This window comes from Streptomyces sp. NPDC059906 (assembly GCF_042730645.1).
Lineage (GTDB): Bacteria > Actinomycetota > Actinomycetes > Streptomycetales > Streptomycetaceae > Streptomyces > Streptomyces rubrogriseus.
In genome coordinates, this window is sequence record NZ_JBHWKU010000002.1 from 355,760 (window position 1) to 382,571 (window position 26,812).

At 68.8% G+C, this 26,812-nt stretch carries 28 protein-coding genes and 1 pseudogene; 9 read left to right on the forward strand and 20 right to left on the reverse strand.

The genetic code is table 11. The annotated features are described in order from the left end of the window. Positions 1–65: 65 nt before the first annotated feature. Positions 66–1,112 (reverse strand): LacI family DNA-binding transcriptional regulator, encoded by a 1,047-nt coding sequence (locus ACFV9J_RS04590; RefSeq protein ID WP_385349737.1) that lies wholly within the window; start codon positions 1,110–1,112, stop codon positions 66–68. A 217-nt stretch (positions 1,113–1,329) separates the two neighbouring features. Between ACFV9J_RS04590 and ACFV9J_RS04595 the strand changes: the two genes are divergently transcribed. The 3 genes from ACFV9J_RS04595 to ACFV9J_RS04605 are packed head-to-tail and all read left to right on the forward strand — an operon-like array spanning position 1,330 to position 4,471. Next, positions 1,330–2,481 carry a Gfo/Idh/MocA family protein gene (locus ACFV9J_RS04595; RefSeq protein WP_385349740.1) on the forward strand — a complete coding sequence of 384 codons (1,152 nt, stop codon included), beginning with the start codon at positions 1,330–1,332 and terminating at the stop codon, positions 2,479–2,481. Beyond that, positions 2,478–3,638: a dihydrodipicolinate synthase family protein gene (locus ACFV9J_RS04600; protein WP_385349743.1), complete on the forward strand. Its 1,161-nt coding sequence runs from the start codon at positions 2,478–2,480 to the stop codon at positions 3,636–3,638. Before ACFV9J_RS04595 ends, ACFV9J_RS04600 begins: the two co-directional genes overlap by 4 nt. Continuing rightward, positions 3,635–4,471, forward strand: a complete 837-nt coding sequence (locus tag ACFV9J_RS04605; RefSeq protein WP_385349746.1) for a sugar phosphate isomerase/epimerase family protein — start codon at positions 3,635–3,637, stop codon at positions 4,469–4,471. Before ACFV9J_RS04600 ends, ACFV9J_RS04605 begins: the two co-directional genes overlap by 4 nt. A 40-nt stretch (positions 4,472–4,511) precedes the next feature. Here the strand turns inward: ACFV9J_RS04605 and ACFV9J_RS04610 are convergent, their stop codons facing one another. From ACFV9J_RS04610 to ACFV9J_RS04635, 6 genes are all read right to left on the reverse strand, one after another. Further along, complete coding sequence (locus ACFV9J_RS04610) at positions 4,512–5,210, reverse strand: contact-dependent growth inhibition system immunity protein (RefSeq protein ID WP_385349749.1); 699 nt, start codon at positions 5,208–5,210, stop codon at positions 4,512–4,514. Positions 5,211–5,219: 9 nt separating this feature from the next. Beyond that, entirely contained in the window at positions 5,220–5,519 is a 300-nt protein-coding gene (locus tag ACFV9J_RS04615) for an RNase A-like domain-containing protein (RefSeq protein ID WP_385349752.1), read from the reverse strand. A gap of 12 nt (positions 5,520–5,531) precedes the next feature. Further along, a complete protein-coding gene (locus ACFV9J_RS04620; RefSeq protein WP_385349755.1) occupies positions 5,532–6,122 on the reverse strand; it encodes a hypothetical protein in 591 nt (196 codons plus the stop codon). A 203-nt stretch (positions 6,123–6,325) separates the two neighbouring features. Beyond that, positions 6,326–6,811, reverse strand: a complete 486-nt coding sequence (locus ACFV9J_RS04625) for a hypothetical protein (protein ID WP_385349757.1) — start codon at positions 6,809–6,811, stop codon at positions 6,326–6,328. Positions 6,812–6,833: 22 nt separating this feature from the next. Then, on the reverse strand, positions 6,834–8,531 hold the full coding sequence (locus tag ACFV9J_RS04630) for an RNase A-like domain-containing protein (protein ID WP_385349760.1): 1,698 nt from the start codon (positions 8,529–8,531) through the stop codon (positions 6,834–6,836). Next, a complete protein-coding gene (locus ACFV9J_RS04635) occupies positions 8,531–8,815 on the reverse strand; it encodes a WXG100 family type VII secretion target (RefSeq protein ID WP_385350104.1) in 285 nt (94 codons plus the stop codon). Before ACFV9J_RS04635 ends, ACFV9J_RS04630 begins: the two co-directional genes overlap by 1 nt. Positions 8,816–8,948: 133 nt before the next feature. On the opposite strand from ACFV9J_RS04635, the pseudogene ACFV9J_RS04640 reads away from it, so the two are divergent. Further along, a pseudogene (locus ACFV9J_RS04640) lies at positions 8,949–10,158 on the forward strand (IS701 family transposase). A 188-nt stretch (positions 10,159–10,346) separates the two neighbouring features. On the opposite strand, the gene ACFV9J_RS04645 reads toward ACFV9J_RS04640, so the two are convergent. The 7 genes from ACFV9J_RS04645 to ACFV9J_RS04675 form a co-directional block, all read right to left on the reverse strand. Next, on the reverse strand, positions 10,347–10,781 hold the full coding sequence (locus ACFV9J_RS04645; protein WP_385349763.1) for a WXG100 family type VII secretion target: 435 nt from the start codon (positions 10,779–10,781) through the stop codon (positions 10,347–10,349). Between the two features lie 297 nt (positions 10,782–11,078). After that, complete coding sequence (rbsD, locus tag ACFV9J_RS04650; protein WP_385349766.1) at positions 11,079–11,468, reverse strand: D-ribose pyranase; 390 nt, start codon at positions 11,466–11,468, stop codon at positions 11,079–11,081. Further along, a complete protein-coding gene (locus tag ACFV9J_RS04655) occupies positions 11,465–12,370 on the reverse strand; it encodes a ribokinase (protein WP_385349769.1) in 906 nt (301 codons plus the stop codon). Before ACFV9J_RS04655 ends, rbsD begins: the two co-directional genes overlap by 4 nt. Positions 12,371–12,422: 52 nt before the next feature. Continuing rightward, entirely contained in the window at positions 12,423–14,378 is a 1,956-nt protein-coding gene (locus ACFV9J_RS04660) for a substrate-binding domain-containing protein (protein WP_385349771.1), read from the reverse strand. Continuing rightward, positions 14,368–15,930, reverse strand: coding sequence for a sugar ABC transporter ATP-binding protein (locus tag ACFV9J_RS04665; RefSeq protein ID WP_385349774.1), 1,563 nt, complete (start codon positions 15,928–15,930; stop codon positions 14,368–14,370). Before ACFV9J_RS04665 ends, ACFV9J_RS04660 begins: the two co-directional genes overlap by 11 nt. Beyond that, positions 15,927–17,000, reverse strand: coding sequence for a LacI family DNA-binding transcriptional regulator (locus tag ACFV9J_RS04670; RefSeq protein ID WP_385349776.1), 1,074 nt, complete (start codon positions 16,998–17,000; stop codon positions 15,927–15,929). Before ACFV9J_RS04670 ends, ACFV9J_RS04665 begins: the two co-directional genes overlap by 4 nt. A gap of 190 nt (positions 17,001–17,190) precedes the next feature. Beyond that, positions 17,191–17,676, reverse strand: coding sequence for a carboxymuconolactone decarboxylase family protein (locus tag ACFV9J_RS04675; RefSeq protein ID WP_385349778.1), 486 nt, complete (start codon positions 17,674–17,676; stop codon positions 17,191–17,193). Positions 17,677–17,808: 132 nt separating this feature from the next. On the opposite strand from ACFV9J_RS04675, the gene ACFV9J_RS04680 reads away from it, so the two are divergent. Continuing rightward, entirely contained in the window at positions 17,809–18,756 is a 948-nt protein-coding gene (locus tag ACFV9J_RS04680; RefSeq protein WP_385349781.1) for an RNA polymerase sigma-70 factor, read from the forward strand. Positions 18,757–18,765: 9 nt separating this feature from the next. Here the strand turns inward: ACFV9J_RS04680 and ACFV9J_RS04685 are convergent, their stop codons facing one another. The 6 genes from ACFV9J_RS04685 to ACFV9J_RS04710 all read right to left on the reverse strand — a co-directional run bounded on the left by ACFV9J_RS04685 (position 18,766) and on the right by ACFV9J_RS04710 (position 24,291). Next, the gene (locus ACFV9J_RS04685; protein WP_385349784.1) at positions 18,766–18,903 is read right to left on the reverse strand and encodes a hypothetical protein; all 138 of its coding nucleotides are present in this window, start codon (positions 18,901–18,903) and stop codon (positions 18,766–18,768) included. Next, entirely contained in the window at positions 18,900–19,451 is a 552-nt protein-coding gene (locus ACFV9J_RS04690) for a hypothetical protein (protein ID WP_385349787.1), read from the reverse strand. The genes ACFV9J_RS04685 and ACFV9J_RS04690 overlap by 4 nt, the downstream gene beginning before the upstream one ends. Before the next feature lie 130 nt (positions 19,452–19,581). After that, positions 19,582–19,950 carry a hypothetical protein gene (locus tag ACFV9J_RS04695; RefSeq protein WP_385349789.1) on the reverse strand — a complete coding sequence of 123 codons (369 nt, stop codon included), beginning with the start codon at positions 19,948–19,950 and terminating at the stop codon, positions 19,582–19,584. 66 nt (positions 19,951–20,016) lie between these two features. Beyond that, positions 20,017–20,391 carry a hypothetical protein gene (locus ACFV9J_RS04700; protein WP_385349792.1) on the reverse strand — a complete coding sequence of 125 codons (375 nt, stop codon included), beginning with the start codon at positions 20,389–20,391 and terminating at the stop codon, positions 20,017–20,019. Then, a complete protein-coding gene (locus ACFV9J_RS04705) occupies positions 20,388–23,282 on the reverse strand; it encodes a polymorphic toxin-type HINT domain-containing protein (RefSeq protein WP_385349795.1) in 2,895 nt (964 codons plus the stop codon). Before ACFV9J_RS04705 ends, ACFV9J_RS04700 begins: the two co-directional genes overlap by 4 nt. A 598-nt stretch (positions 23,283–23,880) precedes the next feature. Further along, positions 23,881–24,291: an ATP-binding protein gene (locus ACFV9J_RS04710; RefSeq protein ID WP_136207783.1), complete on the reverse strand. Its 411-nt coding sequence runs from the start codon at positions 24,289–24,291 to the stop codon at positions 23,881–23,883. A gap of 218 nt (positions 24,292–24,509) precedes the next feature. On the opposite strand from ACFV9J_RS04710, the gene ACFV9J_RS04715 reads away from it, so the two are divergent. The 4 genes from ACFV9J_RS04715 to ACFV9J_RS04730 all read left to right on the forward strand — a co-directional run bounded on the left by ACFV9J_RS04715 (position 24,510) and on the right by ACFV9J_RS04730 (position 26,809). Beyond that, the gene (locus ACFV9J_RS04715) at positions 24,510–25,346 is read left to right on the forward strand and encodes a helix-turn-helix domain-containing protein (RefSeq protein ID WP_385349798.1); all 837 of its coding nucleotides are present in this window, start codon (positions 24,510–24,512) and stop codon (positions 25,344–25,346) included. 7 nt (positions 25,347–25,353) lie between these two features. Then, the gene (locus ACFV9J_RS04720) at positions 25,354–25,551 is read left to right on the forward strand and encodes a DUF397 domain-containing protein (RefSeq protein ID WP_385349800.1); all 198 of its coding nucleotides are present in this window, start codon (positions 25,354–25,356) and stop codon (positions 25,549–25,551) included. Positions 25,552–25,556: 5 nt separating this feature from the next. Next, positions 25,557–25,796: a DUF397 domain-containing protein gene (locus ACFV9J_RS04725; RefSeq protein WP_385350107.1), complete on the forward strand. Its 240-nt coding sequence runs from the start codon at positions 25,557–25,559 to the stop codon at positions 25,794–25,796. Positions 25,797–25,867: 71 nt separating this feature from the next. Next, positions 25,868–26,809, forward strand: coding sequence for a DUF1963 domain-containing protein (locus ACFV9J_RS04730; protein WP_385349803.1), 942 nt, complete (start codon positions 25,868–25,870; stop codon positions 26,807–26,809). Positions 26,810–26,812: the final 3 nt, after the last annotated feature.

The window sequence follows — 26,812 nt, forward strand, 5'->3', positions numbered from 1 at the left end:
TCTGGGGGCGGCAGCCCCCAGCAACGCCCACACCGACGCGGCCCACCGCGAAAGCAACGGTCCGTTCAAGACCGCGGCCCTCCGGAGGACCCCCGTACCATCAACTCCCCCCGCACCGTGGCGATCCCGCCCACCGGCGCGTCCTCCCGTCCCATCGCGACCCGCCCCGCCCGCGCCCCCGCCTCCGCCAGCGGCAGCCGGACCGTCGTCAGCGCGGGCACCGCGTCGATGCTGAACGGCAGGTCGTCGAAGCCGGCCACGGACACGTCGTCGGGGATCCGCAGCCCCGAGTCGCGCAGCGCCGCGCACGCGCCCAGGGCGACGGTGTCGTTCGCGGCGACGACCGCGGTCAGCGTCGGGTCCCTGCGCAGCAGTTCCAGCGTCGCCTCGTAACCGGCCTGCCGGTCGTAGCGGCCGTGGACGGTCCAGCGGGGGTCCTCCTCGATGCCGTGCGCGGCGAGCGCCGCGCGGTGACCCTCCAGCCGGTGCCGCGTCGTGGTCCGTTCCTCCGGACCGGCGATGTAGCCGAGCCGCCGGTGCCCGAGCCCGATCAGGTGGTCGGTCAGTTCCCGGCCGCCCCCGCGGTTGTCGAAGGTGAGCGCGATCGCCCCGGTGTCCGGCGCCGGCGGCCGCCCGCACAGCACCACCCGCGTCCCGGCCTCGACCAGCCTGCGCAGCTTCGCCGCCACGGCCGCCTGGTGGGCCTCGTCCTCCATCGCGCCGCCGGTCAGCACGACCGCCGCCGCCCGCTGGCGCTGCAGCAGGGTGAGGTAGGTCAGCTCCCGCTCCGGGGTGCCGCCGGTGTTGCAGACCACGGCGAGTCTCTCGCCGCCCGCTCTGCCGCCGGGGCCGCCGATCTCGGACTGGACGGCGCCGGCCATGATGCCGAAGAAGGGGTCGGCGATGTCGTTGACGAGGATGCCGACCAGGTCGGAGGTGGCCGCAGCCAGTGCGCTCGCGGGGCCGTTGAGCACGTAGTCCAGCTCGTCGACGGCCTTGAGCACCCGCTCCCGGGTGGACGCGGCCACCGGATAGTTGCCGTTCAGCACGCGCGACACCGTCGCGGGGGAGACCTGGGCGCGGGCCGCCACGTCCGCCAGTGTCACCGTCATGTCCTCGTCCTCCGCATCGCGCGTGTGAGCCGAACGCCGTACCGGCTGACCTTACGGCCACCGCCCGCCGTCGTTCGCCCCCTCGAACAACTCACCCGAACCGCGGTCTTGTCCAGACCACCGGTCACAGGCTAGCTTCGTCCTACATAGAAAGCGCTTGCTGTACGGCTCGAACCTGATCCGCGGCTCGCGGCACGGCTCGTACGAAGGGAATGACGTGACACGCAAGACGGTGCGTATCGCCATGAACGGTGTGACCGGGCGCATGGGCTACCGCCAGCACCTCGTCCGCTCCATCCTGGCCCTGCGCGAACAGGGCGGCTTCGACCTCGGCGACGGCACCGTGCTGTGGCCGGAGCCGGTCCTGGTCGGCCGCCGCGAGCACGCGCTGCGGGCGCTGGCGGAGCGGCACGGACTCGCCGACGTCTCCACGGACCTGGACGCGGTCCTCGCCGACGACACCATCGACATCTACTTCGACGCTCAGGTGACCTCGGCCCGCGAGGAGGCGATCAGGAAGGCGATCGCCGCGGGCAAGCACGTCTACACCGAGAAGCCCACCGCCACCGGCCTGGAGGGCGCCCTGGAGCTCGCCCGCCTCGCCCAGGCCAGGGGCATCAAGCACGGCGTCGTCCAGGACAAGCTCTTCCTGCCCGGCCTGCTCAAGCTCAAGCGCCTCATCGACGGCGGCTTCTTCGGCCGGATCCTGTCCGTGCGCGGCGAGTTCGGCTACTGGGTCTTCGAGGGCGACTGGCAGGAGGCGCAGCGCCCGTCCTGGAACTACCGCAGCGAGGAAGGCGGCGGCATCGTCGTCGACATGTTCCCGCACTGGGAGTACGTCCTGCACGAGCTGTTCGGCCGGGTGAAGTCCGTCCAGGCCCTCACCGCCACCCACATCCCCGAGCGCTGGGACGAGAAGGGCAAGCCCTACGACGCCACCGCCGACGACGCCGCGTACGGCGTCTTCGAGCTGGACGGCGGCGCGATCGCGCAGATCAACTCCTCCTGGGCGGTCCGCGTCAACCGCGACGAACTGGTCGAGTTCCAGGTCGACGGCACCGAGGGCTCGGCCGTCGCGGGACTGCGGGGCTGCCGCGTCCAGCACCGCTCCGCCACCCCCAAGCCGGTGTGGAACCCGGACATCCCCGCCACCGAGGTCTTCCGCGAGCAGTGGCAGGAGGTCCCGGACAACGGCGAGTTCGACAACGGCTTCAAGGCGCAGTGGGAGCTGTTCCTCAAGCACGTCTACGCCGACGCCCCCTACCAGTGGGACCTGCTGGCCGGCGCCCGCGGCGTGCAGCTCGCCGAGCTGGGCCTGAGGTCCTCGGCCGAGGGCCGCCGCCTCGACGTACCGGAGATCGGCCTGTGACCCTCCACCTCCCGAACCCCGACGGCACCCTGCGCGCCTACGAGCCGCGCACCGAGCCCATGACCATGTCCGGGGGAAGCGCTCTCACCTCCCGTACGGTCTTCTCCGCCGCGCACGTCGTCGCCGACCCGTACGCCGACACCAGCCCCGACGGTCCGGCCGCCGTCGACTGGGACGCCACCCTCGCCTTCCGCCGCCACCTGTGGTCCCACGGACTCGGCGTCGCCGAGGCGATGGACACCGCCCAGCGCGGCATGGGCCTGGACTGGCCCACGGCGGCGGAACTGATCCGCCGCTCCGCCGCCGAGGCGAGGGCGACCGGCGGCCGCATCGCCTGCGGGGTCGGCACGGACCAGTTGACCGCGACCACCGGCACCGGTCTCGCGGAGGTCCGATCGGCCTACGAGGAACAGCTCGCCGTCGTCGAGGAGTCGGGCGCCCAGGCCATCCTCATGGCCTCCCGCGCCCTCGCCGCCACCGCGCAGGGCCCGGACGACTACCTGGAGGTCTACGGCCACCTGCTCCGCCAGGCCACCGAACCGGTGATCCTGCACTGGCTCGGCCCGATGTTCGACCCGGCCCTGGAGGGCTACTGGGGCTCGTCGGACCTCGACACGGCGACCGACACCTTCCTGGAGGTCATCGCCGCCCACCTCGACAAGGTCGACGGCATCAAGGTCTCCCTGCTGGACGCCCGGCGCGAGGTCGACCTGCGCCGCCGCCTCCCGCAGGGCGTGCGCTGCTACACCGGCGACGACTTCAACTACCCGGAGCTGATCGCGGGCGACGAGCAGGGCTTCAGCCACGCCCTGCTCGGCATCTTCGACCCCCTGGGCCCGCTGGCGGCACAGGCGGTCCGCGTCCTCGACACCGGGGACACGGAGGGCTTCCGTGCCCTTCTCGACCCCACCGTCGCACTCTCCCGCCACCTCTTCCAGACCCCCACCCGCTACTACAAGACGGGCGTGGTGTTCCTCGCCTGGCTCGCGGGCCACCAGAGCCACTTCACGATGGTCGGCGGCCTCCAGTCGGCCCGCTCCCTGCCGCACCTGGCCCGCGCCTACGAACTCGCCGACGGACTCGGCCTGTTCCCCGACCCCAAGCTGGCCGAGGAGCGCATGCGGAACCTGCTCGCCCTGTACGGAGTGAACGCATGAACGACACCGGCCTGACGCGCTTCAGCATCAACCAGATGACGGTCAAGCAGCTCTCGCTGCCCGAACTGACTGCGACCTGCCGCGAACTGGGCATCGGCAACGTGGGCCTGTGGCGCGAACCCGTGCAGGCCTACGGCGTGGAGGCCGCCGCCAAGCTGGTCCGCGACGCGGGCCTCACCGTCACCACCCTGTGCCGCGGCGGCTTCCTCACGGCCGTCGACCCCGGCGAACGCGCCAGGGCCCTGGCCGACAACCGCCGCGCCGTCGACGAGGCCGCCGCCCTCGGCACCGACACCCTCGTCCTGGTCTCCGGCGGCCTCCCGCCCGGCGACAAGGACCTGCGCGCCGCCCGCGAGCGCATCGCGGACGCACTGGCCGAACTGGGCCCCTACGCCGAACAGCACGGCGTACGCCTCGCCATCGAACCGCTCCACCCCATGTACGCCGCCGACCGCTGCGTGGTCTCCACCCTCACCCAGGCCCTGGACCTCGCCGAACGCTTCCCCGCCCAGCAGGTCGGCGTCACCGTCGACACGTACCACATCTGGTGGGACGACCAGGCCCCGGCGCAGATCGCCCGGGCCGGCGCGGGCAACCGCATCCACACCTTCCAGCTCGCCGACTGGACCACCCCTCTCCCCGAGGGCGTCCTCAACGGCCGCGGCCAGATCGGCGACGGCACGATCGACATGCGGGAGTGGAAGGGGTACGTCGAGGCGGCCGGGTACACCGGCGCCATCGAGGTGGAGCTGTTCAACGAGGGGCTGTGGGCGCGGAACGGACGGGAGGTGCTCGCCGAGACGGCGGCCCGGTTCGCCGAGCACGCGGCGTAGCGCCGCGTGGGATGTGCCCGGGCCCGGTGCGGCCCCGGCCTCAGAGAGCTGTGTCTGTCTGGGGGCCGGGCCCGTACTCGGCGCGTGGCGCGCCGAGGCGCTCGGCCACCAGCGTCAGCCACCCGTCGGTGCCGTACGGTGCCGGCGGGTCGACCTCCATGCCCAGTTCGGCTACCGCCAGCGCGTAACTGGACTCGTCCAGCCCGAGGGCGCACAGCTCGTGCAGTTCACCGACGAGACGCGCCACGAGATGCGGGTCGGTGGAGGACCGGTAGTCCTCCACCGCCTCGTCATGGTGGGCGAACTCGTCCGGCATGTCCTGTGAGAACCAACCGGCCAGGAACTGCCCGGTCTCGGGGAACCGGGCGTGCCACTCCCAATGAGTCGCGGGGAGCGACGGGGGCGGCACGTCACCTCTCTCGATGCTGCGTCTGACGTGGTCGGCGAGGCATCGCAGCCACTGCTGGACCTCACCGCCGGCCAGGCCCACGTCCGGGACCGCGTGGAGCTCTCCAAGTTTCAGCCGCAGCCGGCCCGGTGGGTGATCCGCGTACTCGCGAAGCTGCTGCTCGGCGATCGCCAGCGCCCACGGGCGGGTATGCCAGGTCTGGCGGAGGTACGCGGTCAAGGCCTGTCCGGCCCGGTCCGGAGTGTCGTCGGCTGGTTGCCCGATGTAAGCCCGGAAAACCTGCTCCAGTTCGCCGTAGCGGCGGTCGTGATCGATGGGGCTCAGAGGCATGGCAGGCCCCTACAAGTAGACGGGGAAGGTTGCGTGGACGGTGAATCCGTGCGGGCCTGTGGGCTCCCGTCTGAGGATGACCCGGGCCGCGCGTACGTCGACGGGACCACGTCCTGCGAGCATCATGGCTTGCAGCAGAACGCGTCCCACCGGTGCGCTGCGTGTCGGCCAGGACGCCTCGATGGTCAGGCGTGACCGAGTGGACTGGGCCAGCCAACGGTGGATGACCTGCTCGTTGGCATTCACGACCTGCTGGGTGGCCCACTGGGCGGTCTCGTGATCGGGGTAGGTGGCGGATCGGCTGCGCAAGGTCGCGTCCCTTCAGTCTTCGAAGAAGGCCCAGAAGACGCCGATCTCCGTGTCGGACACGGCGACGAGCCCACAGTCAGTGGTGTAGACGGAAAGGCAATCCCACTCTGTGTCGGGGTTCAGAAGGTCGGCGGCAGGGTTCCTGTGCGCTTCGGCGGCGTTCGTGAAGAAGCGGCAGGGGGTGCCGAATCGCGACAAGATCGTCCGAGAGCTGCGGAACAGTGATTCCTTCCGCTGATCGAAGTCAGGAATGTTGGCGGCTTGGTACATGTCGCCTTGTAGAGCAACGAGGAGTCGGCCGGCTGATTCCCCTCCGACCTCGTGCAGGGATGTCCCGATCTCCTCGGGGCTATAGGGAAAGAACGGCGAATTCGTACCGCTGCGGTTCTCGCCGATTTCAGGCGCGTAGTCGAGTGAAGCCCAGCGTCGTGGATCGGTGGCCTTGAGCGCCATGACCGTGGTCACGTCCCGGTGCCAGTCGTCGTGGCGCCTGGGCCCGACCTGTGCGAAGGTCCAGCCGCCACCGAACAGCTCAAGTACGGCAGCTCCCCAGGACTCTGCGTCGACAACAGGTTCTTGCTCCGGCACGGCGCTCCTGTTCATGAGTTGGGAAGGGTGTCGCTGGGCATCGCGGTAAGTACAACATACGGAGGATGGCCGCCGGGAACGGCCCACGGGCTGACTGAATTCGAGGCCGATGTTTCTCGTCTGGTTTGGCTGCGGAGCTGCGTGAACGTCGACGGGAACTGGCAGGTATACCCAAGTACGGCGGTAAGTGCCATGCGCGGGATGGTGGCCATCAAGTCTCAATCGTCCTCGAATCTCCAAAGGATCAGAATTCTGTCGCGCGACACTCCGATGAGGCATACGTCGAGGGCCGTATCGGCTAGGGCGTTGACATGGTACGTGGAAGCCAGGAAGTTTGCGGCGTTTCCTTCTTCGGCCTCGCCGTGATTGGTGAAGTATCGTGCCCCCTCGCCTACGGAATCCAACACATCGGACAGACAGGAATCTCGCCCGTGATCCCTTCGCTGTGCTGAATATCGAGGCCCGTACAGGAGGGATCCTGCGGAAATCAGCGTGGCGAGATCGAGGGCGCCTTTTCGGGAAATCTCCATGACGCTGTCCCTCAACTCTGAGGCGTCCACATTATGTAGTGCAGCGTTTCCTCTGACCAGTTCGGTGGCTACCTGATACCAGTCGTCATCCTTCCTGTGAGACAGCGCCACAAAGGTCTGACGTTCGTCGAAGTATCCCTGCGCACACATGGGGAGTTGATGCTGCTGCTTCATTCGTTGGCCCTCGGCATCAGGATCAGGGAAGTGTTGGCATTGATGTGTAAACGACGTACGGGGGAGTGAGGCCGTTCTTGTACTTGAGTACGACCTTCACACTGTGCGTGTCCGCTGCCGCACTCGCCGAGGGGTTTCCAGCCTCTACGGTGCGCCCGGTCACATGGTTGAACTCTACGGTTTCGAGGGGCAGGATCGAATTGTCCTTGCGAGGTTTTGAAAGCCATTTTTCAATCAACTTTTGATTGTTTACGCCAGCATTCTTCTGTCCGCTTCCGTTAGGTGGACCCACGAACTCCACGGACTCCTGTGTGGTCTTCTGGGCGACGGTCAGGTTCGAGAAGGAGGATGCAGCGTCGATGGTTGGCTGATCCCTGAGGCGTTGAGCCAACTGCATGTCCGTTTTGCCCACGTGCTTGTCGATCACATGGCTTCCATGTATCCCTTCCTGGTTCGCCAAATCGATGGGATATCTATGATTCGACTCGCTGTCCCCAGGCACCGTGTACAAGGGGTCACCCTTGAAGTCTGTCAACGCTCGAGCGCCGAAGGATTCGGCGCGTGCCGCCTCGGCGTCGAATGTCGGTGCGCTGTTGTATGCCTCGTCCAGGGCGTCCAGTAAGTCTTTTATCCTGCGCGTCTGGCGATCGATTCGGTTGTTGTACTCGGTCACCGCATTGTTCATGGCCTGTTCGTCCATGTTCAGTACGATTCCGGACGACAGGTCGGTGACCAGGCCCTTGCCGAATTTCAGCAGCCCCTTGCCAAGGTTCTTGACGTCCTTGAGGCCCACGCCGTCGCTCAGGTCGATCTCAGGCAGGGTGTCGATGACTGCCTTGCGATAGATCCGATGGAGGTCCTCGCGGACGTCTTCGGCAGCTTTTGCGAAGTGATAGACGGCGTCCACCATCACTTCGCAGGTGTCGAACAGTACGGCGAAGACTGGATGGTTGGCCCCTGGACTACCGAGGCTGTCGTTCTTCCAGTTGTAGCCGTTGCGCTCCTGGCCCCAGGCTGAGGTACCCCACAGTGTGCTGCAGAACGTCCGCATGGCGCCATGCCACTCACTGTCGGACTGCTGAGTGATGCTCTGAAGCATGGGCGTCAGCGTTCCGCCCACGGCAGCCAGAGTGATCTGCGGCATCCGCCACGTCTCCGAGACGGAGTTGACGCGGTGGTGGTTCGGCAGTGGCAGGATCTCGGCCGCCTTGCCCCAACGACAGGCGTCTTCGAGCAGTGGGCGCAGCACCGTCAGGACCACGGCCTCCACTCCCTCCAGAGCGCGCTGGACGAAGTCCTGCCCGTCGTCGATGTCTCCCCACTTGAAGTCCGTGACAGGACCGTACGAGGGAGGGGCGTCGATCACGACGGGAGGCCGCTGGTGTTGAGGCCGGGCGGTGGGAGACGGATTGGTTGCGGCGTCGGCCGCCGCGTAGTTGTTCCCCGTGACGGTGAAACCGACCGCGGCGCCACCTACGCTGACCACGGATTTGGCCCAGACCTCCAGGAAGCGTTCGCTGACGTCCTTGTAGGCGCTGGTGAAGCCCTGGACGGCCGTTCCCCTGCCACCCCCGTCGGGGTACCGCGCCAGTTCGGTCAGGAACGACTTCACGCCTCGGTGCATCTGGTCCTGCTGTGCGGCGAAGCCGGTCGAGACGCCGTACAGGACGGACGGAGTGACGTCGACCGTACCGTTGGGAGACCCCGTCGGCGTGGCCATCAGGCGGCTCCCCAGCCGCGGAGCACGGCCTGGTGCGCCACCGTGTAATTGACGTGACCGGTCGTCACGATCTCATGCAGCCACTTCTGGGCCGCCTGGAGGTCCTGGGCCGAGCGGTCCCATTCATCGAGCTTGTCGACGAAGACCTCCCGTGCCTGCCCCTCCCAGGACAGCACGACCGGGACGACGCGGTCGTAGAGGTCGTCCAGCTTCTCGTTCAGCTTCCTGAGGATGTCCTCCAGCTCGACGGCGAGCTCGCTGAGCGTGTCGAAGGAAACAGATATGTGATCACTAGTAGTGCTTGGTCATGTGCGGTCCGTGGTGGCGTGTCTTCTTGATCGGTCGTGTCGTTGACCGGGTGTGCTGGGTGGGGAGTTGGCTGCGGTCCGGTGTGATCTGGAGGACTTCGCGGCGGAGATGTTCGAGCCGTTCGCGCGGGCGGATCAGCGACGGTGGGGCGGGATCTATCTCCGGGGTCTGCTGCTGGAGGGCGGGCGCAAGTCGGTGGAGCCGATGGCTGCCCGCCTGGGCGCGGACGGGAACCGGCAGGCCCTGGCCCACTTCGTCACGTCCAGCCCGTGGGATGCGGCGCATGTGCGGGCCCGGTTGGCCTGGCGTATGCAGCCGGTCGTCAAGCCCACCGCGCTGATCATCGATGACACCGGGTTCCTCAAGGACGGGGACGCGTCCGCGTGTGTGGCCCGTCAGTACACCGGCACGGCGGGCAAGGTCACCAACTGCCAGGCCGGCCTCTCGTTGCACCTGGCTTCCGACGGCGCCTCGGCGGCGGTGAACTGGCGTCTGTTCCTGCCTGGGAGCTGGGATCCCGCTTCGCCGAAGGCCGATCCGGCCAAGGTCGCCCGTCGCGACAAGTGCGCCATTCCTGCCGAGGTGGGGCATGTCGAGAAGTGGCAGCTGGCCCTCGACATGATCGACGAGACGCGGTCCTGGGGCATCGAGGTGCCCCAGGTCATCGCCGACGGCGGCTACGGGGATACCGCCGCGTTCCGGCTCGGCCTGGAGGAACGCGGTCTCGACTACGTGGTGGGCATCTCGGCCACGACCACCGCGCAACCCGAGGACGCACAGCCGTGCACCCCGGCCTATTCCGGTCTGGGCCGGCGGCCGGTGTCTGCCTACCCCGAGCCGGCGCAGACCGTGAAGAGCCTGGTCAACGCGGCCGGGAAACACGCCGCTCGGCCGGTGCAGTGGCGGGAGGGCTCGCGGCCCGGCAGTGGCCGCAGCGGACACAAACGCATGTACTCGCGCTTCGTGGCCTTGCGGATCCGGCCCGCCGGACGCGAGATCCGCAAGGCCACGGTCGGCACCGGGCTTCCGGTGCGCTGGCTGCTGGCCGAATGGCCCGCCGACCAGGACGAGCCCGTGCAGTTCTGGCTCTCCAACCTGCCCGAGACCACCCCCCCTGCCCGTCCTCGTGCGCACCGCGAAACTCCGCTGGCGCATCGAGAACGACTACCGCGAGATGAAACAGGCCCTCGGCCTGGCCCACTTCGAAGGCCGAACCTGGCCAGGCTGGCACCACCACGTCACCCTCGTCTCAGTCGCCCACGCCTTCTGCACTCTGCAGCGACTGAGCCGATCCCCAAAAGAGACGGCGTCGGCCTGAGCCTCTACCGAGTCGTCCGCGAGCTACAACGACTCCTCGCGATCTGGACCGGCGCCTGCCCCACCTGTCACCGCGACATACCAGACCCCACACCAACATGACCAAGCACTACTAGTAGGTCCTTGTTCTGGCATGTCTCCCCCGTGTGTCAATGACTCCTCGAACGAATGGCGTCTTGGGCAGAGTTCTCAGAACGAGTCCAGGGCGCTGCGCGGAGGAGCGGTCGGAGCAGCGTCCGAACCGGCCTCCGCATGCGGTGTCGACAACCTGTCGACCTCACTTCCGACGTCGACCTGAACGCGCTGGACCTGAGCCAGTACGTCCAGTTCGCGTTGAGTGAAGCCGTCTCTGCTCAGGCGCACGGCCTGTTCGAGGTGCCGTATGACCTCACGGATCCGCACGGCGTCCTCGGCCGCTGCCCGGTGGAAGCCCCGGTAGGCGGTCCCGGCCGGGCCACGCCAGCCGGCCTCTATGCGGTCCACCACCCCGTCCATCCGCTTGACCTGCTTGTCCAGGTGGTCCTGCATGTCGTCGAGGTCGTCCGCGAGCCTGGTCAGGTCGTCGTCGGAAACACGCAGGTCCGGCTTCTTCCCGTGACCCGTCGGTGTGTCGGGCAGCGTCATGACGCATCTCCCGTCCTGTTCGGCAGCGTCAGGCAACTGCTGGCATCCATCGGACAGATGATCCTATTGGGTGGCCTGTCGGGCGGACGCCGGCCCCTCGGAATCGGCGAGAAACAGTCCAGCCGACCGTGCAACCCTTGTGCGGTCCCGTGGGTCGTACTTGGCATCGGAACTCCTGTGGGGGTACCCGGGGGGGAAACCGCGGGGTTCCGAACGGGAGGGGAAACCCGAGGGGGCTCGGTCGACGACCGGGCCCCCTCAAACTTCCCTCCGCGTTCGCGGACGGTCCCCAGAACCTCAGAAGAAGACCCCGCACCGCAGCAGCACATTGGCGTACGGCCGTGCCTCCCCGGTGCGCACGATCAGCCGCGCGCCCGCCGACAGCTCCTTCAGCCGCTCGTGCGGGACGAGTTCGAGGGCGGGGAAGTGTCCGTCGAGCAGCGCGGCGCACTCCGCGTTGGCCTCCCGGACCTCCCGCGCCGCCGTCGCGCCCTCGACGACCAGCTCGGCGAGCAGGCCGTCCAGCACCTCCGCGAAGGACGGCACCCCGGCCCGGAAGGCGAGGTCGACGACGCGCGGCCCGCCGGGAACGGGCATGCCCGCGTCGCACACCAGGACGCCGTCCCCGTGGCCGAGTTCGGCGAGGGCACCCGCGAGGTGCCGGTTGAGTATCCCCGCCCTCTTCACAGTGCCTCGGCCTCCGCCGCCGTCGGGTACGACTCCTGCGCCCCCGCCTTCGTGACCGCCGCCGCGCCCACCCGGGCCGCGTACGCCGCCGCGTCGGCGAGCGACTCGCCGGTGCCGAGCCGCCAGGCCAGAGCCGCGGTGAACGCGTCGCCCGCGCCCGTCGTGTCCACGGCGTCCACCTTCACGGACGGCACCCGGACCACGCCGCCGGCCGCCGACGCGACCAGCGCGCCCTCGGCGCCCAGCGTCACGACCACCGAGCGCGGACCCTTGGCCAGCAGGACGCGGGCCCAGTCCTCGGGGCGCTCGCCGACCAGGGAGTCGCCGAGGATCACCTTCGCCTCGTGCTCGTTGACGATCAGCGGGTCGCAGGCGGCCAGCACCTCCTGCGGAAGCGGCCGCGGCGGCGACGGGTTCAGCACGAAACGGCTGTCCGGCGCGAGCGAGCGGACCACCTCCACGACCGTCTCCAGCGGGATCTCCAACTGCGTGGAGACCACCCGGGAGGCGTGGAAGAGGCTGGCCGCCGCCCGTACGTCCCCTGGCGCCAGGCGGCCGTTCGCACCCGGCGAGACCACGATGCTGTTGTCCCCGGACGGGTCGACGGTGATCAGCGCGACGCCGGTCGGGGCGCCGCCCACCAGCACGCCGACCGTGTCGACACCGGCCGCCCGCTGCGAGTCCAGCAGCAGCCGGCCGTAGTCGTCGTCGCCGACCCGGGCCAGCAGGGCCGTACGGGCACCGAGCCGGGCGGCGGCGACGGCCTGGTTGCCGCCCTTGCCGCCCGGGTGGACGGCCAGGTCGGAGCCGAGCACCGTCTCACCGGCACCGGGCCGCCGCTCGACACCGATCACCAGGTCGGCGTTGGCCGACCCCACGACCAGCAGGTCGTAGTCGTACATCAGTCGTTCTCCGATCGAATGAATCGAACGAGTGATTGCGAGCGGGATGGGCTCAGCCCTCGAAGCCGGCCACGTTCTCCTTGGTGACGACCTTCACGGGCACCTTCACCGTCTGCTCCACCTTCTTGTCCTCGGCAGCCCGCACCGCGTTCTGTACGGCGATCCTGCCCAGTTCCTTCGGCTGCTGCGCCACCGACGCGTACAGCGTGCCGTCCTGGACCGCCTTCAGCCCGTCCGGCGTGCCGTCGAAGCCGACGACCTGGACCGACTTCCCGGCCTTCGAACCCAGCGCCTTGATCGCGCCCAGCGCCATCTCGTCGTTCTCCGCGAAGACGCCGTCGACGTCCGGGTGCGCCTGGAGCAGGTTGGTCATCACGTCCAGGCCCTTGGTGCGGTCGAAGTCCGCGGGCTGCTTGGCGACCACCTTGATGCCCGGGTACGCCTTGAGCCCGGCCGCGAAGCCCGCCCCGCGCTCCCGGCTGGCGGAGGTGCCGGCCTGCCCCTGGAGGATGACGATGGTGCCCTTGCCGCCGAGCTTCTCGGCAAGCGCCTTGGCGCCCAACTGCCCGCCCTCGACGTTGTCGGAGGCGACCAGCGCGGACGTGTCCGCCTTGTTGACGCCGCGGTCCACGGCGATGACCGGGATGTCGTCCTTGTTGGCGGAGCGCACCGAGGGACCGGCCGCGTCGGAGTCCACCGGGTTGACGATGACCGCGGACAGGCTGCCGCTGACGAAGTTCTGCAGCTGGTTGGCCTGCTGGGAGGCGTCGTTCTGGGCGTCCGTGACCGTCAGGTCCACGCCCAGCTTCTTCGCCTCCTCCTCCGCGCCGTTCCTGATCTGCACGAAGAACGGGTTGTTCAGCGTGGACAGCGACAGCCCTATCTTCTGGTCCTTGCCGCCGGAGGAGCCGTTGTGCAGCAGCGAGGTCGCGCCGACCACGGCCACCGCGACGACGGCCGCGATCACGTACGTGAGTGCCTGCCTGCCCCGGTTGCCGCCGCCCGACGCCCCGGCCGCCGGAGTGACCGCGCCCGCCTTGCGGCGCAGCGTGTCGAAGAGCACCGCGAGCGCGATGACGACACCGATGACGACCTGCTGCCAGAACGCGGAGACGGACAGCAGGTTGAGGCCGTTGCGCAGCACCGCGAGGATCAGCGCGCCGATCAGCGTGCCGGACGCCTTGCCGGTGCCGCCCGCCAGCGAGGCTCCGCCGATGACGACGGCGGCGATGGCGTCCAGCTCGTAGCCCTGCGCGGCCTGCGGCTGCGCGGAGGAGAGCCGGGAGGCGAGCACGATGCCCGCGGCGGCGGCGAACAGGCCGGAGAAGGCGTAGATGGCGAGCTTCTGCCGCTTCACCCGCAGCCCGGACAGCCGCGCGGCCTCCTCGTTGCCGCCGATGGCGTACATGGAGCGGCCGATGTAGGTCCGGCCGAGGACGAACGCGGTGATCAGCCCCATCACGATCATCACGAGCACCGGCACCGGCAGCCACCCGCCGAGCGTGTCACCGAGGTGCGAGACCGAGTCCGGGAAGGCGATCGGCGAACCCTGCGAGATGACCAGCGACAGACCGCGCCCCACCGACAGCATGGCGAGCGTCGCGATGAACGGCGGCAGCTTCCCGTACGAGATGAGGAAACCGTTCACCAGACCGCAGGCGATGCCCGTCAGGACGGACAGCAGCACCGCGAGCGCGACCGGCATCCCGGCCTCGGTGGCGCTCCAGGCCAGCACGGTGGCCGACAGCGCGGCGACCGAACCGACCGACAGGTCGATGCCCGCCGAGACGATGACGAAGGTGACGCCGAAGGCGAGGATCGCGGTGACGGCGGCCTGGACGCCGACGTTGAGGAGGTTGTCGGCGGTCAGGAAGTCCCCGGACAGCGCCGACATGACGATGACGAGGACGATCAGCGCGGTCAGCGCGCCGTTGTCGAGCAGCAGGCGGCGCAGACCGCCCGTGGCGCCCTGCGCGCCCGGCTTGCTCTTGAGCGTGTCAGTGGCCACGGGAGGCCTCCGTTCCGTCAATGTGTGAGGAGTCGTTGGTGTGCGTGGAGTCGCCGGTGTGCGTGCTGACGGCGAGCGCCATCACGGCGTCCTGGGTGGCCTGGTCGGCGGTGAGTTCACCCGCGACGCGCCCCTGCGCCATGACGACCACGCGGTCGCTCATGCCGAGCACCTCCGGCAGATCGCTGGAGATCATGAGCACGGCGGCACCGGCGGCCGTCAGTTCGTTGATGAGCTGGTAGATTTCGACCTTGGCGCCGACGTCGATGCCGCGCGTCGGCTCGTCGAGGATCAGCACCTTGGTGTTCGCCAGCAGCCACTTGCCGATGACGACCTTCTGCTGGTTGCCGCCGGACAGCGTGCGCACGTGCTGCCCGAGCCCGGCCATCCGCACGCCGAGCTGCCCGGCGATCCGCTCGGCCGCCACGTGCTGCCCCCTGAGGTCGACGAGACCGGCGCGGGCGGTGGAGCGGAGCGTGACGAGCCCGAGGTTCTCCTCGACGGAGGCGTCGAGGACCAGCCCCTGCCCCTTGCGGTCCTCGGGCACGAGCCCGATCCCGGCGGCCATGGCGGCGTTCACGTCGTGCCGCCGCAGCGGCGTACCCGCGACCCGCACGGTCCCGGCGTCGTAGGGATCGGCGCCGAACACCGCCCGCACCACCTCCGTACGCCCCGCCCCGACCAGCCCGGCGATGCCGACGACCTCACCGGCCCGCACCTCGAAGCCGACGTCGTGGAAGACCCCGTCCCGCGTCAGCCCCTCCACCTTGAGCAGCGCCTCACCGGCGTCGGTGCGCTCGCGCGGGTACTGCTGCTCGATCGACCGCCCGACCATGAGCCGGACCAGCTCGTCCTCCGGCGTGGAGGCGGGCACCTGCCCGACGCTCCTGCCGTCCCGGATGACGGTGACCCGGTCGCCGAGGGCGGCGATCTCCTCCAGGTGGTGGGTGATGAAGACGATCCCGACGCCGTCCTCGCGCAGCCGCCGCACGATGGCGAACAGCTTCTCGACCTCCTCGGAGGTCAGTACGGCGGTCGGTTCGTCCATGACGAGCACGCGCGCGTTCAGGCTGAGCGCCTTGGCGATCTCGACCATCTGGAGCCGCGCGATGCCGAGTTCACGCACCCGCGCGCGGGGAGACACGTTGACCCCCACCCGCTCCAGCAGCACCTCGGCGTCGGCGTCCATCCGCTTCCGGTCGATCATGCCGAGCCGGCGGGGCTGGCGCCCCAGGAAGATGTTCTCGGCCACCGTCAGGTCGGGGACCAGGTTGAACTCCTGGTAGATGGTGGCGATCCCGAGGCGCTCGGAGTCCTGCGCACCGTGGATGCGCACCTCCTCGCCACCGGCCAGGATCCGCCCGGCGTCGGGCGTGTAGGCGCCGGAGAGCATCTTGATGAGCGTGCTCTTGCCCGCGCCGTTCTCACCGAGGAGCACGTGCACCTCGCCCCGGCGCAGGTCGAAGTCGACGCTGTCGAGCGCGACCACGCCGGGGAAGGTCTTGCGGATGCCCTCGATACGCAGCAACTCGTCCGGACTGCGGCTGCTCACGGCGTACTCCTTCGTACGGGGGAGGGGGACGGGGGGTGTTCGCTGGGTTGTTCGCTGGGTTGCTCGGAGTCGACGGGCGGCGGCTCGCCGCACGAGCGGCGCACGACGAGCCGGGCCGGAAGGGTCACGGACTCACCGGCCCGCCCCGCGATCCGCTCGACGAGCGCGCGTACGGCCGCCCGCCCCAGCTCGCGGGTGGGCTGGGCGATCGCGGTGACCGGCGGATCGGTGTGCACGAACCACGGGATGTCGTCGAACGCGGCGAGCCCGACGTCCTCGGGGACCCGCAGCCCGCGTGCCCGTACGGCGTCCAGCGCGCCGAGCGCCATCAGGTTGTCGGCGGCGAAGACGACCTCGGGCGGCTCGGGCAGGTCGAGGAAGCCCTCGGTGACCCGGCGCCCGCTGCCGGCCTGGAAGTCGCCCTGGCCGATGTAGGCGTCGGGGAGGTCAAGCCCGTACGCGGCCAGCGCCTCGCGGAAGGCGTCGACGCGCTCGCGTCCGGTGGTCGTGGCGGCGGGCCCGGCGATGATTGCGAGCCGCCGGTGCCCGAGCCCGTGCAGATGCGCGACGAGATCCCGTACGGCCGCCCGCCCGTCCGACCTCACGACCGGCACGTCCACGCCGGGGATCCACCGGTCGACGAAGACCATCGGCGTCCCGGCCCGCGCGGCGTCCAGCATGCGCGGGGAGCCCCCGTCGGTGGGGGAGACGAGGAGCCCGTCGATCCGCCGGTCCAGGAGCGTGGTGACGTGGTGGTCCTGGAGGTCGGGCCGCTCGTCGGCGTTGCCGATGATGACGCTGTAGCCGAGCGCGCGGGCCTCCTCCTCGACGGAGCGGGCCAGCTCGGTGAAGTACGGGTTCATCACGTCGCTGATGACCAGGCCGAGGGTGCGGGTCTGGTCGGTGCGCAGCGACCTGGCGAGGGCGTTCGGGCGGTAGCCCAGCGTCTCGACGGCGGCCAGCACACGGGCGCGTGCGGCGGCGCTGACCGACGGGTGGCCGTTGAGCGCCCGCGAGACCGTCGCGACGGACACGCCCGCCTCGGCGGCGACGTCCTTGATGCTCGCCATCGTCGTTCCACCTCCTCGTGGAATCGATTACACGGAGGATTGGAAACGATTACACGAGGGGAATCAAGGGGTCGGCCGGGGCCGAGACGGAATCGTGACCGGAGAAACGTGACCGGAGAAACGTGACCGCAGAAAGGGGCGGCACCCGGGGCGAGGTCGCCCCGGGTGCCGCCCCGACCGCTTGCGGCAGTCAGCCCACGGCCGCCGCGAACATCCCCGCCTCGTACGAGCCGCCCTTCTGATGTGTGATCACGGCCAGCCGGTTGGCCGCGTTGATCATGGCGACCAGGCAGATCAGCGCGGCGACCTGGTCGTCGTCGTAGTGCTTGCGCACCAGCTCCCACGTCTCGTCGGACACGCCCTCGTGCGCGTCGGCGAGCCGGGTGCCCTCCTCGGCGAGGGCCAGCGCCGCCTGCTCGGCCTCGGTGAACACGGTGGACTCGCGCCAGGCGGCGACCAGGTGCAGCCGGACCGCGCTCTCCCCGGCGGCCGCGGCCTCCTTGACGTGCATGTCGATGCAGTGGCCGCAGCCGTTGATCTGGCTGGCCCGCAGGGACACCAGCTCCTGCGTGGCCTTCGGCAGCGGCGACTCGTGCAGCAGCATGCCGATGCCGGCGAACCGCTTCGTGAACCGACCGGCGAACTCGTTCTCGAACAGATTGAATCGAGTGTCCATGATCTCGTCCTCGCTGTGTCGATGCCTCGGTGACGAACACAAGACGCCGCCGCCCCGCACCCTGTGACAGGACGCGGACGTGACCCAGGACACCGCCGACGGGTGTCACGGAATCCCGGCGGCCGGTGTCCCGTGCACGAGACACCGCCGGAACCGAACGAACGGGAGAAGCTGGTGACCAGCGAGAACAGCGGCCGTGAACAGGACGGCGCCACGGAGGCCTTCGTCGCCCACCGCAACCTGCTCTTCACCGTCGCCTACGAGATGCTCGGCTCCGCCGCCGACGCGGAGGACGTCCTCCAGGAGACCTGGCTGAAGTGGGCGGGAGTCGACCTCGACACGGTGCGCGACCGGCGCGCGTACCTGGTCCGCATCACCACCCGCCAGGCCCTGAACCGGCTGCGTACGCTCGGCCGCCGCAAGGAGTCCTACGTCGGCTCCTGGCTGCCCGAGCCGCTGCTCACCACGCCCGACGTGGCTGAGGACGTCGAGCTGGCCGACAGCGTGTCGATGGCGATGATGCTGGTCATGGAGACACTCGCGCCGACCGAGCGGGCGGTGTTCGTGCTGCGCGAGGTGTTCGACCTCGGCTACGACGAGATCGCCGAGGCGGTGGAGAAGAGCCCCGCCGCCGTCCGGCAGATCGCGCACCGTGCCCGGGCACACGTCGCGGCCCGCCGGCCGCGCGGAGCGGTGTCGGCGACCGAGTCCCGCGAGGCGCTCGCCGCATTCCAGCGGGCCGTGGAGACGGGCGACCTGCAAGGGCTGCTCGACATCCTCTCCCCGGACGTCGTCCTGCTCGGCGACGGCGGCGGCATCAAGCAGGCGGTCCTGCGGCCCGTCGTCGGCGCCGACAAGGTGGCCCGCCTCATGCTGGGCGGCCTGCGCAAGCTGCCCGTCGTGATGACGATGGACCCGGCCCAGGTCAACGGGCACCCCGCCCTGGTCATCCGGCTCGACGGCGAACTCGACACCGTGGTCGCGGTGCGCTTCGACGAGGGCCGCATCACCGGGCTCTACGCGGTGCGCAACCCGGAGAAGCTGTCGTACATGCGCGAGGAGGCGACCCTGAGCCGGTGAGCGCCCGGCTCACCGCGGTTCCGGAAGCGTCTGACCGGTCTCCAGCAGCGTCTTGAGGCTGGACAGCAGGGCCGGCCAGCCGTGCTGGATCGTCTCGCGGACGGTACTGCCGGGCTCGAACCCGTCGTGGACGACGGTCAGCTTCACCGAGCCGCCGCCGCCGAGGTCCTCGATGTCGAAGGCGACCTTCGAGCGTCGATCGGCGGAGAGCCTGGCGAGGGTCTCGTCGTCGATCCCGTTGGCCGCCGCCCATTCCGGCGTGAAGGTGTGTCAGGTGTACGACATCCGACGGGGCGGATCGGACTCGAGGACGACCTGCTCGGGGTGGGCGGTCTCGGCCCCCCGCTCCGCCACACCACGGGCGACCCGGCCGCCCAGTCGGTACCGAACTCCCCCCAGTAGCGGCGGGTGAACTCCGGATCGGTCAGGCCCTGCCACGGCCGCTCGGGCGTGGTCCTGATGTAGGTCGTGTACACGAACGCGTTGCTGCCCATGGCGTTGCTCTCCAGCACGTGCTTGAGGTCGGCGAGTGCGTGTACCCGCTCCTGGTCGTAGCGGCTGATCCAGCGTTCGGCGATGGCGTTGATCGGCTCGGCGCTGAGGTAGTGCAACTTCTCCCGGCCCCGCCGCACGGTGGTGACCAGGTTGGCGCCCTCCAACACCGCCAGATGCTTGCTGACCGACTGCCGAGCCATGTCCAGGCCCACTTGAACGGCACGACTCCATACCGGGCCCCCCCGGGGGGATGCCTTTACTACCCGGGGCCCGCCTGTCAGGCCTCCCCGGCTGCCGTGGCGGTGGGCCGCCCGGCAGTTTCGGTTTCGATCATGGGGTGCCCGGGATGGGCCCGAAGTGAGACGGTTCGTCGTACTCTCGAAAGTCCTCGTGACGCTGTAGCGGACCACCCACGATGAAGCCACGCATAAGGCGGTCGCCCACCGCATGCACATGATTGGCGGGGTCAATGTCCAAACCACTGAGGTCGGCGATCTGCTGCTCTTCGCTGGGTGTCGCCGGTCGAATGGAGATCCCGCGGTTGATCGGCTCCAGCAAAAAGACGCGGACATCCTGGAAATACAGGTCGACCCTTGGATCGGTGGCGTCCGGCTTAGCGCGAAGTAGTAGCACGCTGCCATGTGCGGCGGTGTAGTGCCACAGAGTGAAGATCCGTTCAGACGTGTACGTGTAGCTCATGGTCGCCCATCTTTTCTGGACCGCGCGTCCCGGCCCCACCTCTCAGGACCGGGACGCGCGGCGGCACTACTTGGTGGCAGGCATGCGAAGGAACCCGGATGGTTCATCGTCAGCCATGCAGGCTTCCTGGTGCTCGAGCGGGCCACCAAGGATGAAGCCGGTCATCCGGTCCTCGCCGATGACATGGACCCGCTCTCCTCTCGCAAAGACTTGCGGCCCGACGATCGAAGCGATCAGTTCCATCTCGCTCTCTACACAGCCACGGATCACGAGCCCGTCATATGACGGCCGGACGAGCATGGCACTGACACTGCCTATGTGCAGGTCGATCCGTACGTCAGACAGCGTGCGGCGGGGGCTGCGCAACAAGATCCGACTGTGGTGGGCAATGGTGTACTGCCACACAGTGAAATGCCGGCTCGATGAATACTGGCTTGTCAATTACGTTCCTTTCCCGGCGGCAGCGGAGGGGCAATGGTGCCCTTCGGAAGCGCCTCCCCAGCGTCGTCGTAGAAGGTCACGTTGTCCCAGTCGAGATCTTCCGTCCGATAGTAGTATTCGAGGCGACCCATCTCCCACTCTGTAGATTTCCAGTTTGTGCCCTGCCCGTTCGTCACTGCGCGGTCGAACTTCTGCTGCCATGTGCCGCCTCTGGGGGCGAACCCCTTCAGGCTGACGGCAATCTTCTGATTTTTCCTCATGGCGGCATTCACCAGTGACATCCACTTGGTGAAAGGTACGTTGCCGGGAAGATACCCCTCGACAGTATTGAGTGAAGGATCCATGTGGTTGTAGCCATTGGGCACGTCCTTCGTCGCCTGCTCGATGTGCTCAGTGACTCCTAGGACGAGAACCCTGCACTCGCTGTTGTGGACCAGGAGGGGCGTGCGCCCAGCGAGTACGTAGAAGGAGTGTAGGTCTTCGACCGTCAGGCTGTAGGTGGTGACCGTGCGGTCGACGAGCCGGTTGCTGAGGACCGTGGCGACGGTGCCGTGGTCGGTGCGCAGCGTATCGCCGGGCAGCAGGCTGGCGGCGCTGACCCAGTTGCGGAGGTTGGTGCTCCAGAACGGGTGGTCTTCGGTGGCAGTGATCTCGGCCTTGTCACCGGTCGGCCCACGGATCGTCACCGCGGTGAGGTGCTTGTCGCCGTGGCTGATGATCTGGCGCGTGACCCTTCGCGGTCCGCTCTCGCCGGTGACCGGGTCCGTGGCGCGGACCATGTCGCCGGTCTTGGTCTTTTCGATCGGCTTGTGGCTGCCGTCGGCCATGAGGACCTGGGTACCGGGCAAGAAGCACTGGGTGCAGCCCCTGCTGAGTTGACGCAATGCCTGGTAGGCCACACTGAGCGCACGGAACTTGGACGCCAGCGTGACGTCCTTCTGCAGCTGCCAGCACGCCCAGAGGTCACCCTTACGTGCGCAGTTCTCCAGTTCGCCGAGGCCGGAGATGGTCTTCTCGAATTCCCACAGTTCCTTGCCGGCTGCTTCCAGACCGGGGCCCATGGACAGCACATCGCAGAACACTTCGTTGTGCTGGCACCAGCGGCCTGGGTTCTCCTGGGCCTCGCAACCGAGGATGCCGCAGCGGTATAGGTCGGCAGGAGACGTTCCCTGCTGTTCGGCGGCTTCCTTCTTGGCCACCGCCTCGCGGCGCCTCTGTTCCTCCTCCTCACGTTGCTTCTTCACCGCGGCCACAAAGGCGTCCGTGGCCGCGCCGAGGGCTTCGGACGCGCTCTTGCCGGCCCGCTCCGCCGAGACCTTGGCGCTGTTGGCGGATGCCCAGGCCATGCTGGCCGAGCCTTGGGCCAGTTCGGCCGACAGGGTCGCGTCGCTGGCTGAGACGGCGGCCTGGTGCGCCGAGTTGTTGGCTCGCTGCGCAGCAGCGCGTGCCGTGCTGGCGGACTGGGCTGCCTGCTTCGCGGAGGCTTCGGCGTCCTTGGCGTGCTGGTCGGCTTCCTTGGCGTACTTGTCGGCGTTGGCCGAGGAGGCCTTTGCTGCGGCGGCCCAGCGGGAGGCCTCGGCTGCAGCCTTGCGAGCGGTTGCGGCTGTGGACTGCGCGTACGCCGCGTCTTCCTGCGCTTCGGCCGCCACCCCGGCAGCCGCCGAGACCAGCTGTTGGACTTGCTGCTGGTGGGTCAAAGCCAGCAGGTCCTTGCGCTGGGCTGTGTACTGACCTGACTGGATGAAGCGGTGAAGCAGGTCGGCGGGCCCTTCCAAGGCGATGCGCGCGGCTGCCTTGACCTCGGGAGTTCCGCTGTCGATCAGCTGCGCGGCTCGGACCCGTTCATCCTGCTGCTGGGCCTCGGCGAGGGTGGAGGTGAGGAACGTGCGGTAGGCGTCGGTGGACGCTGCGTTCAGCGCCTGACGCGCCTTGTCCTTGACGATTGGACCACCCGCGTCGGCGGCCTGCGCCACCGCTACCCGGAAGGACTGTCGCCCCGCCTCGTACTGTCCCTTGAGGAGGAAAGCGCTGACCGTAGCGGCGTCGCCGTCGAGGGCTTGCTCGGCGGCGTCACGGACCGCCTTCACGGAGCTCTCTTCCGCGAGCCTCTCCACAGCCGCGCGATCATCCTGAGCTTGTGCCTCGGCGCGGCCCGTTCGCACGTACCTGACGACGTCAGCAGTCTCGCCACCGAGCGCCGTCTGAGCTCCGGCGCGAAGCCAGGATTCGCCGTACTTGGCATCGGTCAGGGCGAGTTGCCGACCGAGCTTGGCGATCTCCTCGTCACTCACCCCCTGCTGGGCCTTAAGTGCCAGGTCCTCAGCAGTTTGACGGGCTTGCGTCAACGCGTCGGCCTGAGTGGTGCGCTCGGTCTCCTGGGCCTGCTCCTCGGCTTTAAGGTCCTGAGCAGCGGCGATGCCTGCGTTGGTGCGAGTGAGGAGGTCCTCCGCCTCGATCTGACGTGCCAGCGAGTAGACGCTGCTGGCCTGCTCGGCGGCCTTCGAAGCGGTGTCGGCTGCCTCCGTGGCCGCATTGGCGTGGGCGGTGGACCGTTCGGCCGCCGCATTGGCCTCGCCGGCGTGAGCAGCGGCGTCGTCTGCAGCGTCTGCGGCCTTCAAGGCATGCGATGCAGCGGATCGGGCGGAGTCGCGGGCTTGTGTCGCTGCCGTGGCCGCCTTGGAGGCCAGTGACCCGGCGGCCTTGGCCGCTCGGTTGGCCTCTGCGGCCTGCCTGTGCGCCGATGCGGCAGCCGACCTGGCGAGCTCGGCCTCAGCGCTGCTCTGCCCGGCGTACTGACCAGCGACGACCGCGGCATCCGCGGCGGCAGCGGCATTGCTTCCCGCACTGGCGGCGGAGAGGGCGGCCGTGCCAGCGGCTGCGGCAGCCTTCACGGCCTGATCTGCCGCATCGGCCGCCTTGGTTGCTCCCTGCGCCGCATTGCGGGCTGTGACAGCGGCCTTCTTCGCAGCATCCGCCTTGCCGGCGTCCGTAGCCGCGTTCGCGGCGGCTTTGCGAGCGTCCGATGCCGCATCGGGCTGCCTGGATGGAGCGTCAGGGTGCAGCGGTTCCCGGCTGGGCCAGCGCTACCACGACCAGCTGGAACATCAGCCTCAGCACCTTCCTCCGCAGCACCAACTGACGCCGTTGCGTTCGTGCGCCACCTCTTCCCCTGCTTCGGCTGTCCGTTAGAGGCTCAACCTTGGCTACGGGCGCAGCCGCTCAGAGTTTGGTGGCACACGACGAAAGACCGACGTCGCATGTCCGGCGCCACTGAGCCTTGAGGGACTGTAAACCGATCGGCTCTGTCCCGTGCTCGTTTGACAGACTCGCTCTGGGCTTCAGCGGTTGGCCTCACAGCGGACGAAGAGAGCGAGCGCCTGTGGCTCGACAGCCCCGAGCGGCTGGTGCTGTAGCCGACTCGCGTTGGTGAGAATGCCCCGGGCGGCTTGTGCTATGCGGGGCTTCTTGTATGCCTCTTGTATGCCTATTTCAGGCCGCCGCCAGCTCGCACCACACGTACTTGCCCCGGTTGCCGTGCCTGGCCAGCGGATGCCACCCCCACACGTCCGCGCAGGCCCGCACCAGCGCCAGTCCGCGTCCTTCCTCCAGCTCCGCCACCCTCTCGAACCGCGCGGGCGGTTCCGGCGGTTCTGGGTCCGCGTCCCACGCCCCGATCCGCAGGGTCCCCGGCGGCGACCAGCGGATGCGGAGGGCGGCGGGGCCCTTGGTGTGCCGTACGGCGTTGGAGACCAGCTCCGTGGCGAGCAGTTCGGCGACGTCGACGAGGCGGATCAGGCCGTGCATGGTGAGGACCAGGCGGAGGGTGCGGCGGCTGATGGTGACGGCGCGCAGGTCGTTGGGGATGTAGAGGGAGTACTCCCACGGTTCGTTTTCGGGCATGCGGAACTCCTCGCAGAGGGCGGTGGGGTGAGAGGCGGGCCCGGTGTCTATGCCGCAGCCGTCATGGCAGGACGGGGCGGTGCGCTTCCGGTGACCCGGTGTCGCACGGTGTGCGTCGCGTCACCGACGGTAGATCTAAATTTAGGGACGCGGCAAGTCGATCCCGTAATCTGACGCCGAACGAGTTGCACCAACAGTCGTGTGAAGAGGGCCAGTCGATGGTGAAGAGGCGCGAACCAACGGCACGTCAGGTGCGACTGGCAACCGAACTGCGCAGACTCCGTGAAGCGGCGGGGCTCAACTCACGCCAGGCGGCGGAGCTGCTCGGTGTGGCGCCCGCTCAGATCACTCACATCGAGTCCGCCCTCGCGGGTGTCAGTGAGCAGCGAGTTCGCCGCTTGGCCTCTCACTACGCCTGTACGGATGAGGAGTTCATCGATGCGCTCGTCACTATGGCCACCGAGCGGTCGACCGGCTGGTGGGAGGAGTACCGAGGCTTGCTCCCCACGCCGTTCCTGGACCTGTCCGAGCTGGAACACCACGCCCGGTTGCTCCGCCACGTGGCCATCCTGTACGTGCCGGGGCTGCTCCAGACCGAGGACTATTCGCGCGCTGTCTTTTCGTCCAGGCTGCCAGCGCTGACCGCCGAGGAGTTGGAGGTGCGCATCCAGCACCGTAAGGCGCGCCAAGCGGTGGCCATCCCCTACGAGGCAGTGATCCATGAAGCCGCACTCCGGATCAGGGTCGGTGACCGTGACAAGTCAAGGGCGCAACTGGCGCGGCTCGCAGAACTCTCCGAGGCGGACCACATCACCGTGCGTGTCATTCCCTTCGACCTGGACAATTTCGCCAGAGCCTCCAGCACCATGACGTACGTGAGTGGTCCCTTGTCCAAGCTGGACACCGTCGTGCGGGACGCACCTCACGGTTCGGTCTTCATTGACTCCGAGGCTCAGCTCAACGCTTACCGAACGCGTTTCCGTATGGTGGAGGCAGCGTCTCTCGAACCCGGCAAGTCGCGTGATCTCATCCATCAGTTGGCGAAGGAGCTGTGAGGTACCGATGAGCACTCATGCCAACTGGCGGAAGTCCTCCTACTCGGGCGAGGGCGACGGCAACGAGTGTGTGGAAGTCGCGAACTCGCCGACCCATGTTGCCGTCCGCGACTCCAAGGCCCCTTCGTATGGAACGCTTACTGTCCCGACTGGGGCCTTCGCGGCATTCGTTGACGGGATCAAGGGGGTGGAGGGGAAGCTGTGAGCACCATGGGCAAGTGGCGCAAGTCGTCCTACTCCGGCGAAGGCGATGGCAACAGCTGCGTGGAGATAGCCACCTCGACCAGCCACGTCGCCGTCCGCGACAGCAAGGCCCCCGCCCGGGCCGCCCTCGGCTTCCCGGCGGAGGCGTTCGCCGCCTTCCTCGACGCCCTGAAGGCCCCCTCCGGGCGTACGGTCGGAGCCGAGGGATCCGTGATTGTCGGTCCCCTGTGTGAGAGTGCCTGGTAGCAGCCGTCCGCCGGTCGCCTGGCCGGACGGTACGGAGCAGGCCAACCGTCGGCGACTCACTGAGGTGTCACATGTCCGTTCCGTCCGGTTCCCGACCGACCCGCTCCGGCGGAGGCCTCCCCACGGGCCTTCCGGCGGAGAGACAGCCCGCGACGGGCGTCCGGGACCCCGGGGCGAGCGAGAAGCTGGCCCGCTTCCGCGACGCGGCGCTCGCGCAGGGTATTCCCGAGGGCGACGTGGAGCGTTGGCTGGGTCTGGCACGGCCCAGCCTGGTGCTGTCGTCGGACGGGGAGGGCCCGGTCGTGGGGCACTTCGGCACCCCGGTGACACTGCCGCCCGACGTGACCTTCCCGGTGTACGGCGACGATCCGGACGTGGGCCACCACGAGCACCTCGTCGCCACCCTGGACCTCGCGGCCCTGCCCGAGGGCGCGACGAACCTCTCGCTGCCCTCCGACGGCCATCTGCTCCTGTTCGCCTGGCCCGCACGGGAGATGAGCGAGTACCACGGCTCCTCGTGCGCCTACGCGGTGTACGTACCGGCCGGCGCCGAGGTCGGGGAGCGTGTGTGGCATCACGACTACGAGCCGGACCACGAGTTGGGCGACGTCGACTTCGACGGCGAACTCCGTGGGGAGATCCGTCTGGAGTACGACGTCTCCCTGCCCGACTACGAGAACTTCGAGGGCGACCCGCTCCTGAAGGACCATCCGCACGCCGAGGAACTGGGCGAGGTGTGGTCGAACATCCACTCCGAGGGCTACTGGCGCAAAGGCCCGCAACTCCAGCTCGGCGGCTACGCCCTGGACGCCCAGGGGTGGGGCGACCCTGTGGCGCAGTGCGCGTTCGACGACGGCGGGGACGCGGCGCGGCGCGGTGACTGGACGCTTCTGGCCCAGTGGCACCCCGGGATGTACGGCCTGGAGGGCATCACCGTGTACTGGGCGATCCCCGAGGAGGACCTCGTGGCCCACCGCTTTTCCCCGGCCCGGGGTGTGATGTACGCCGACTGACCA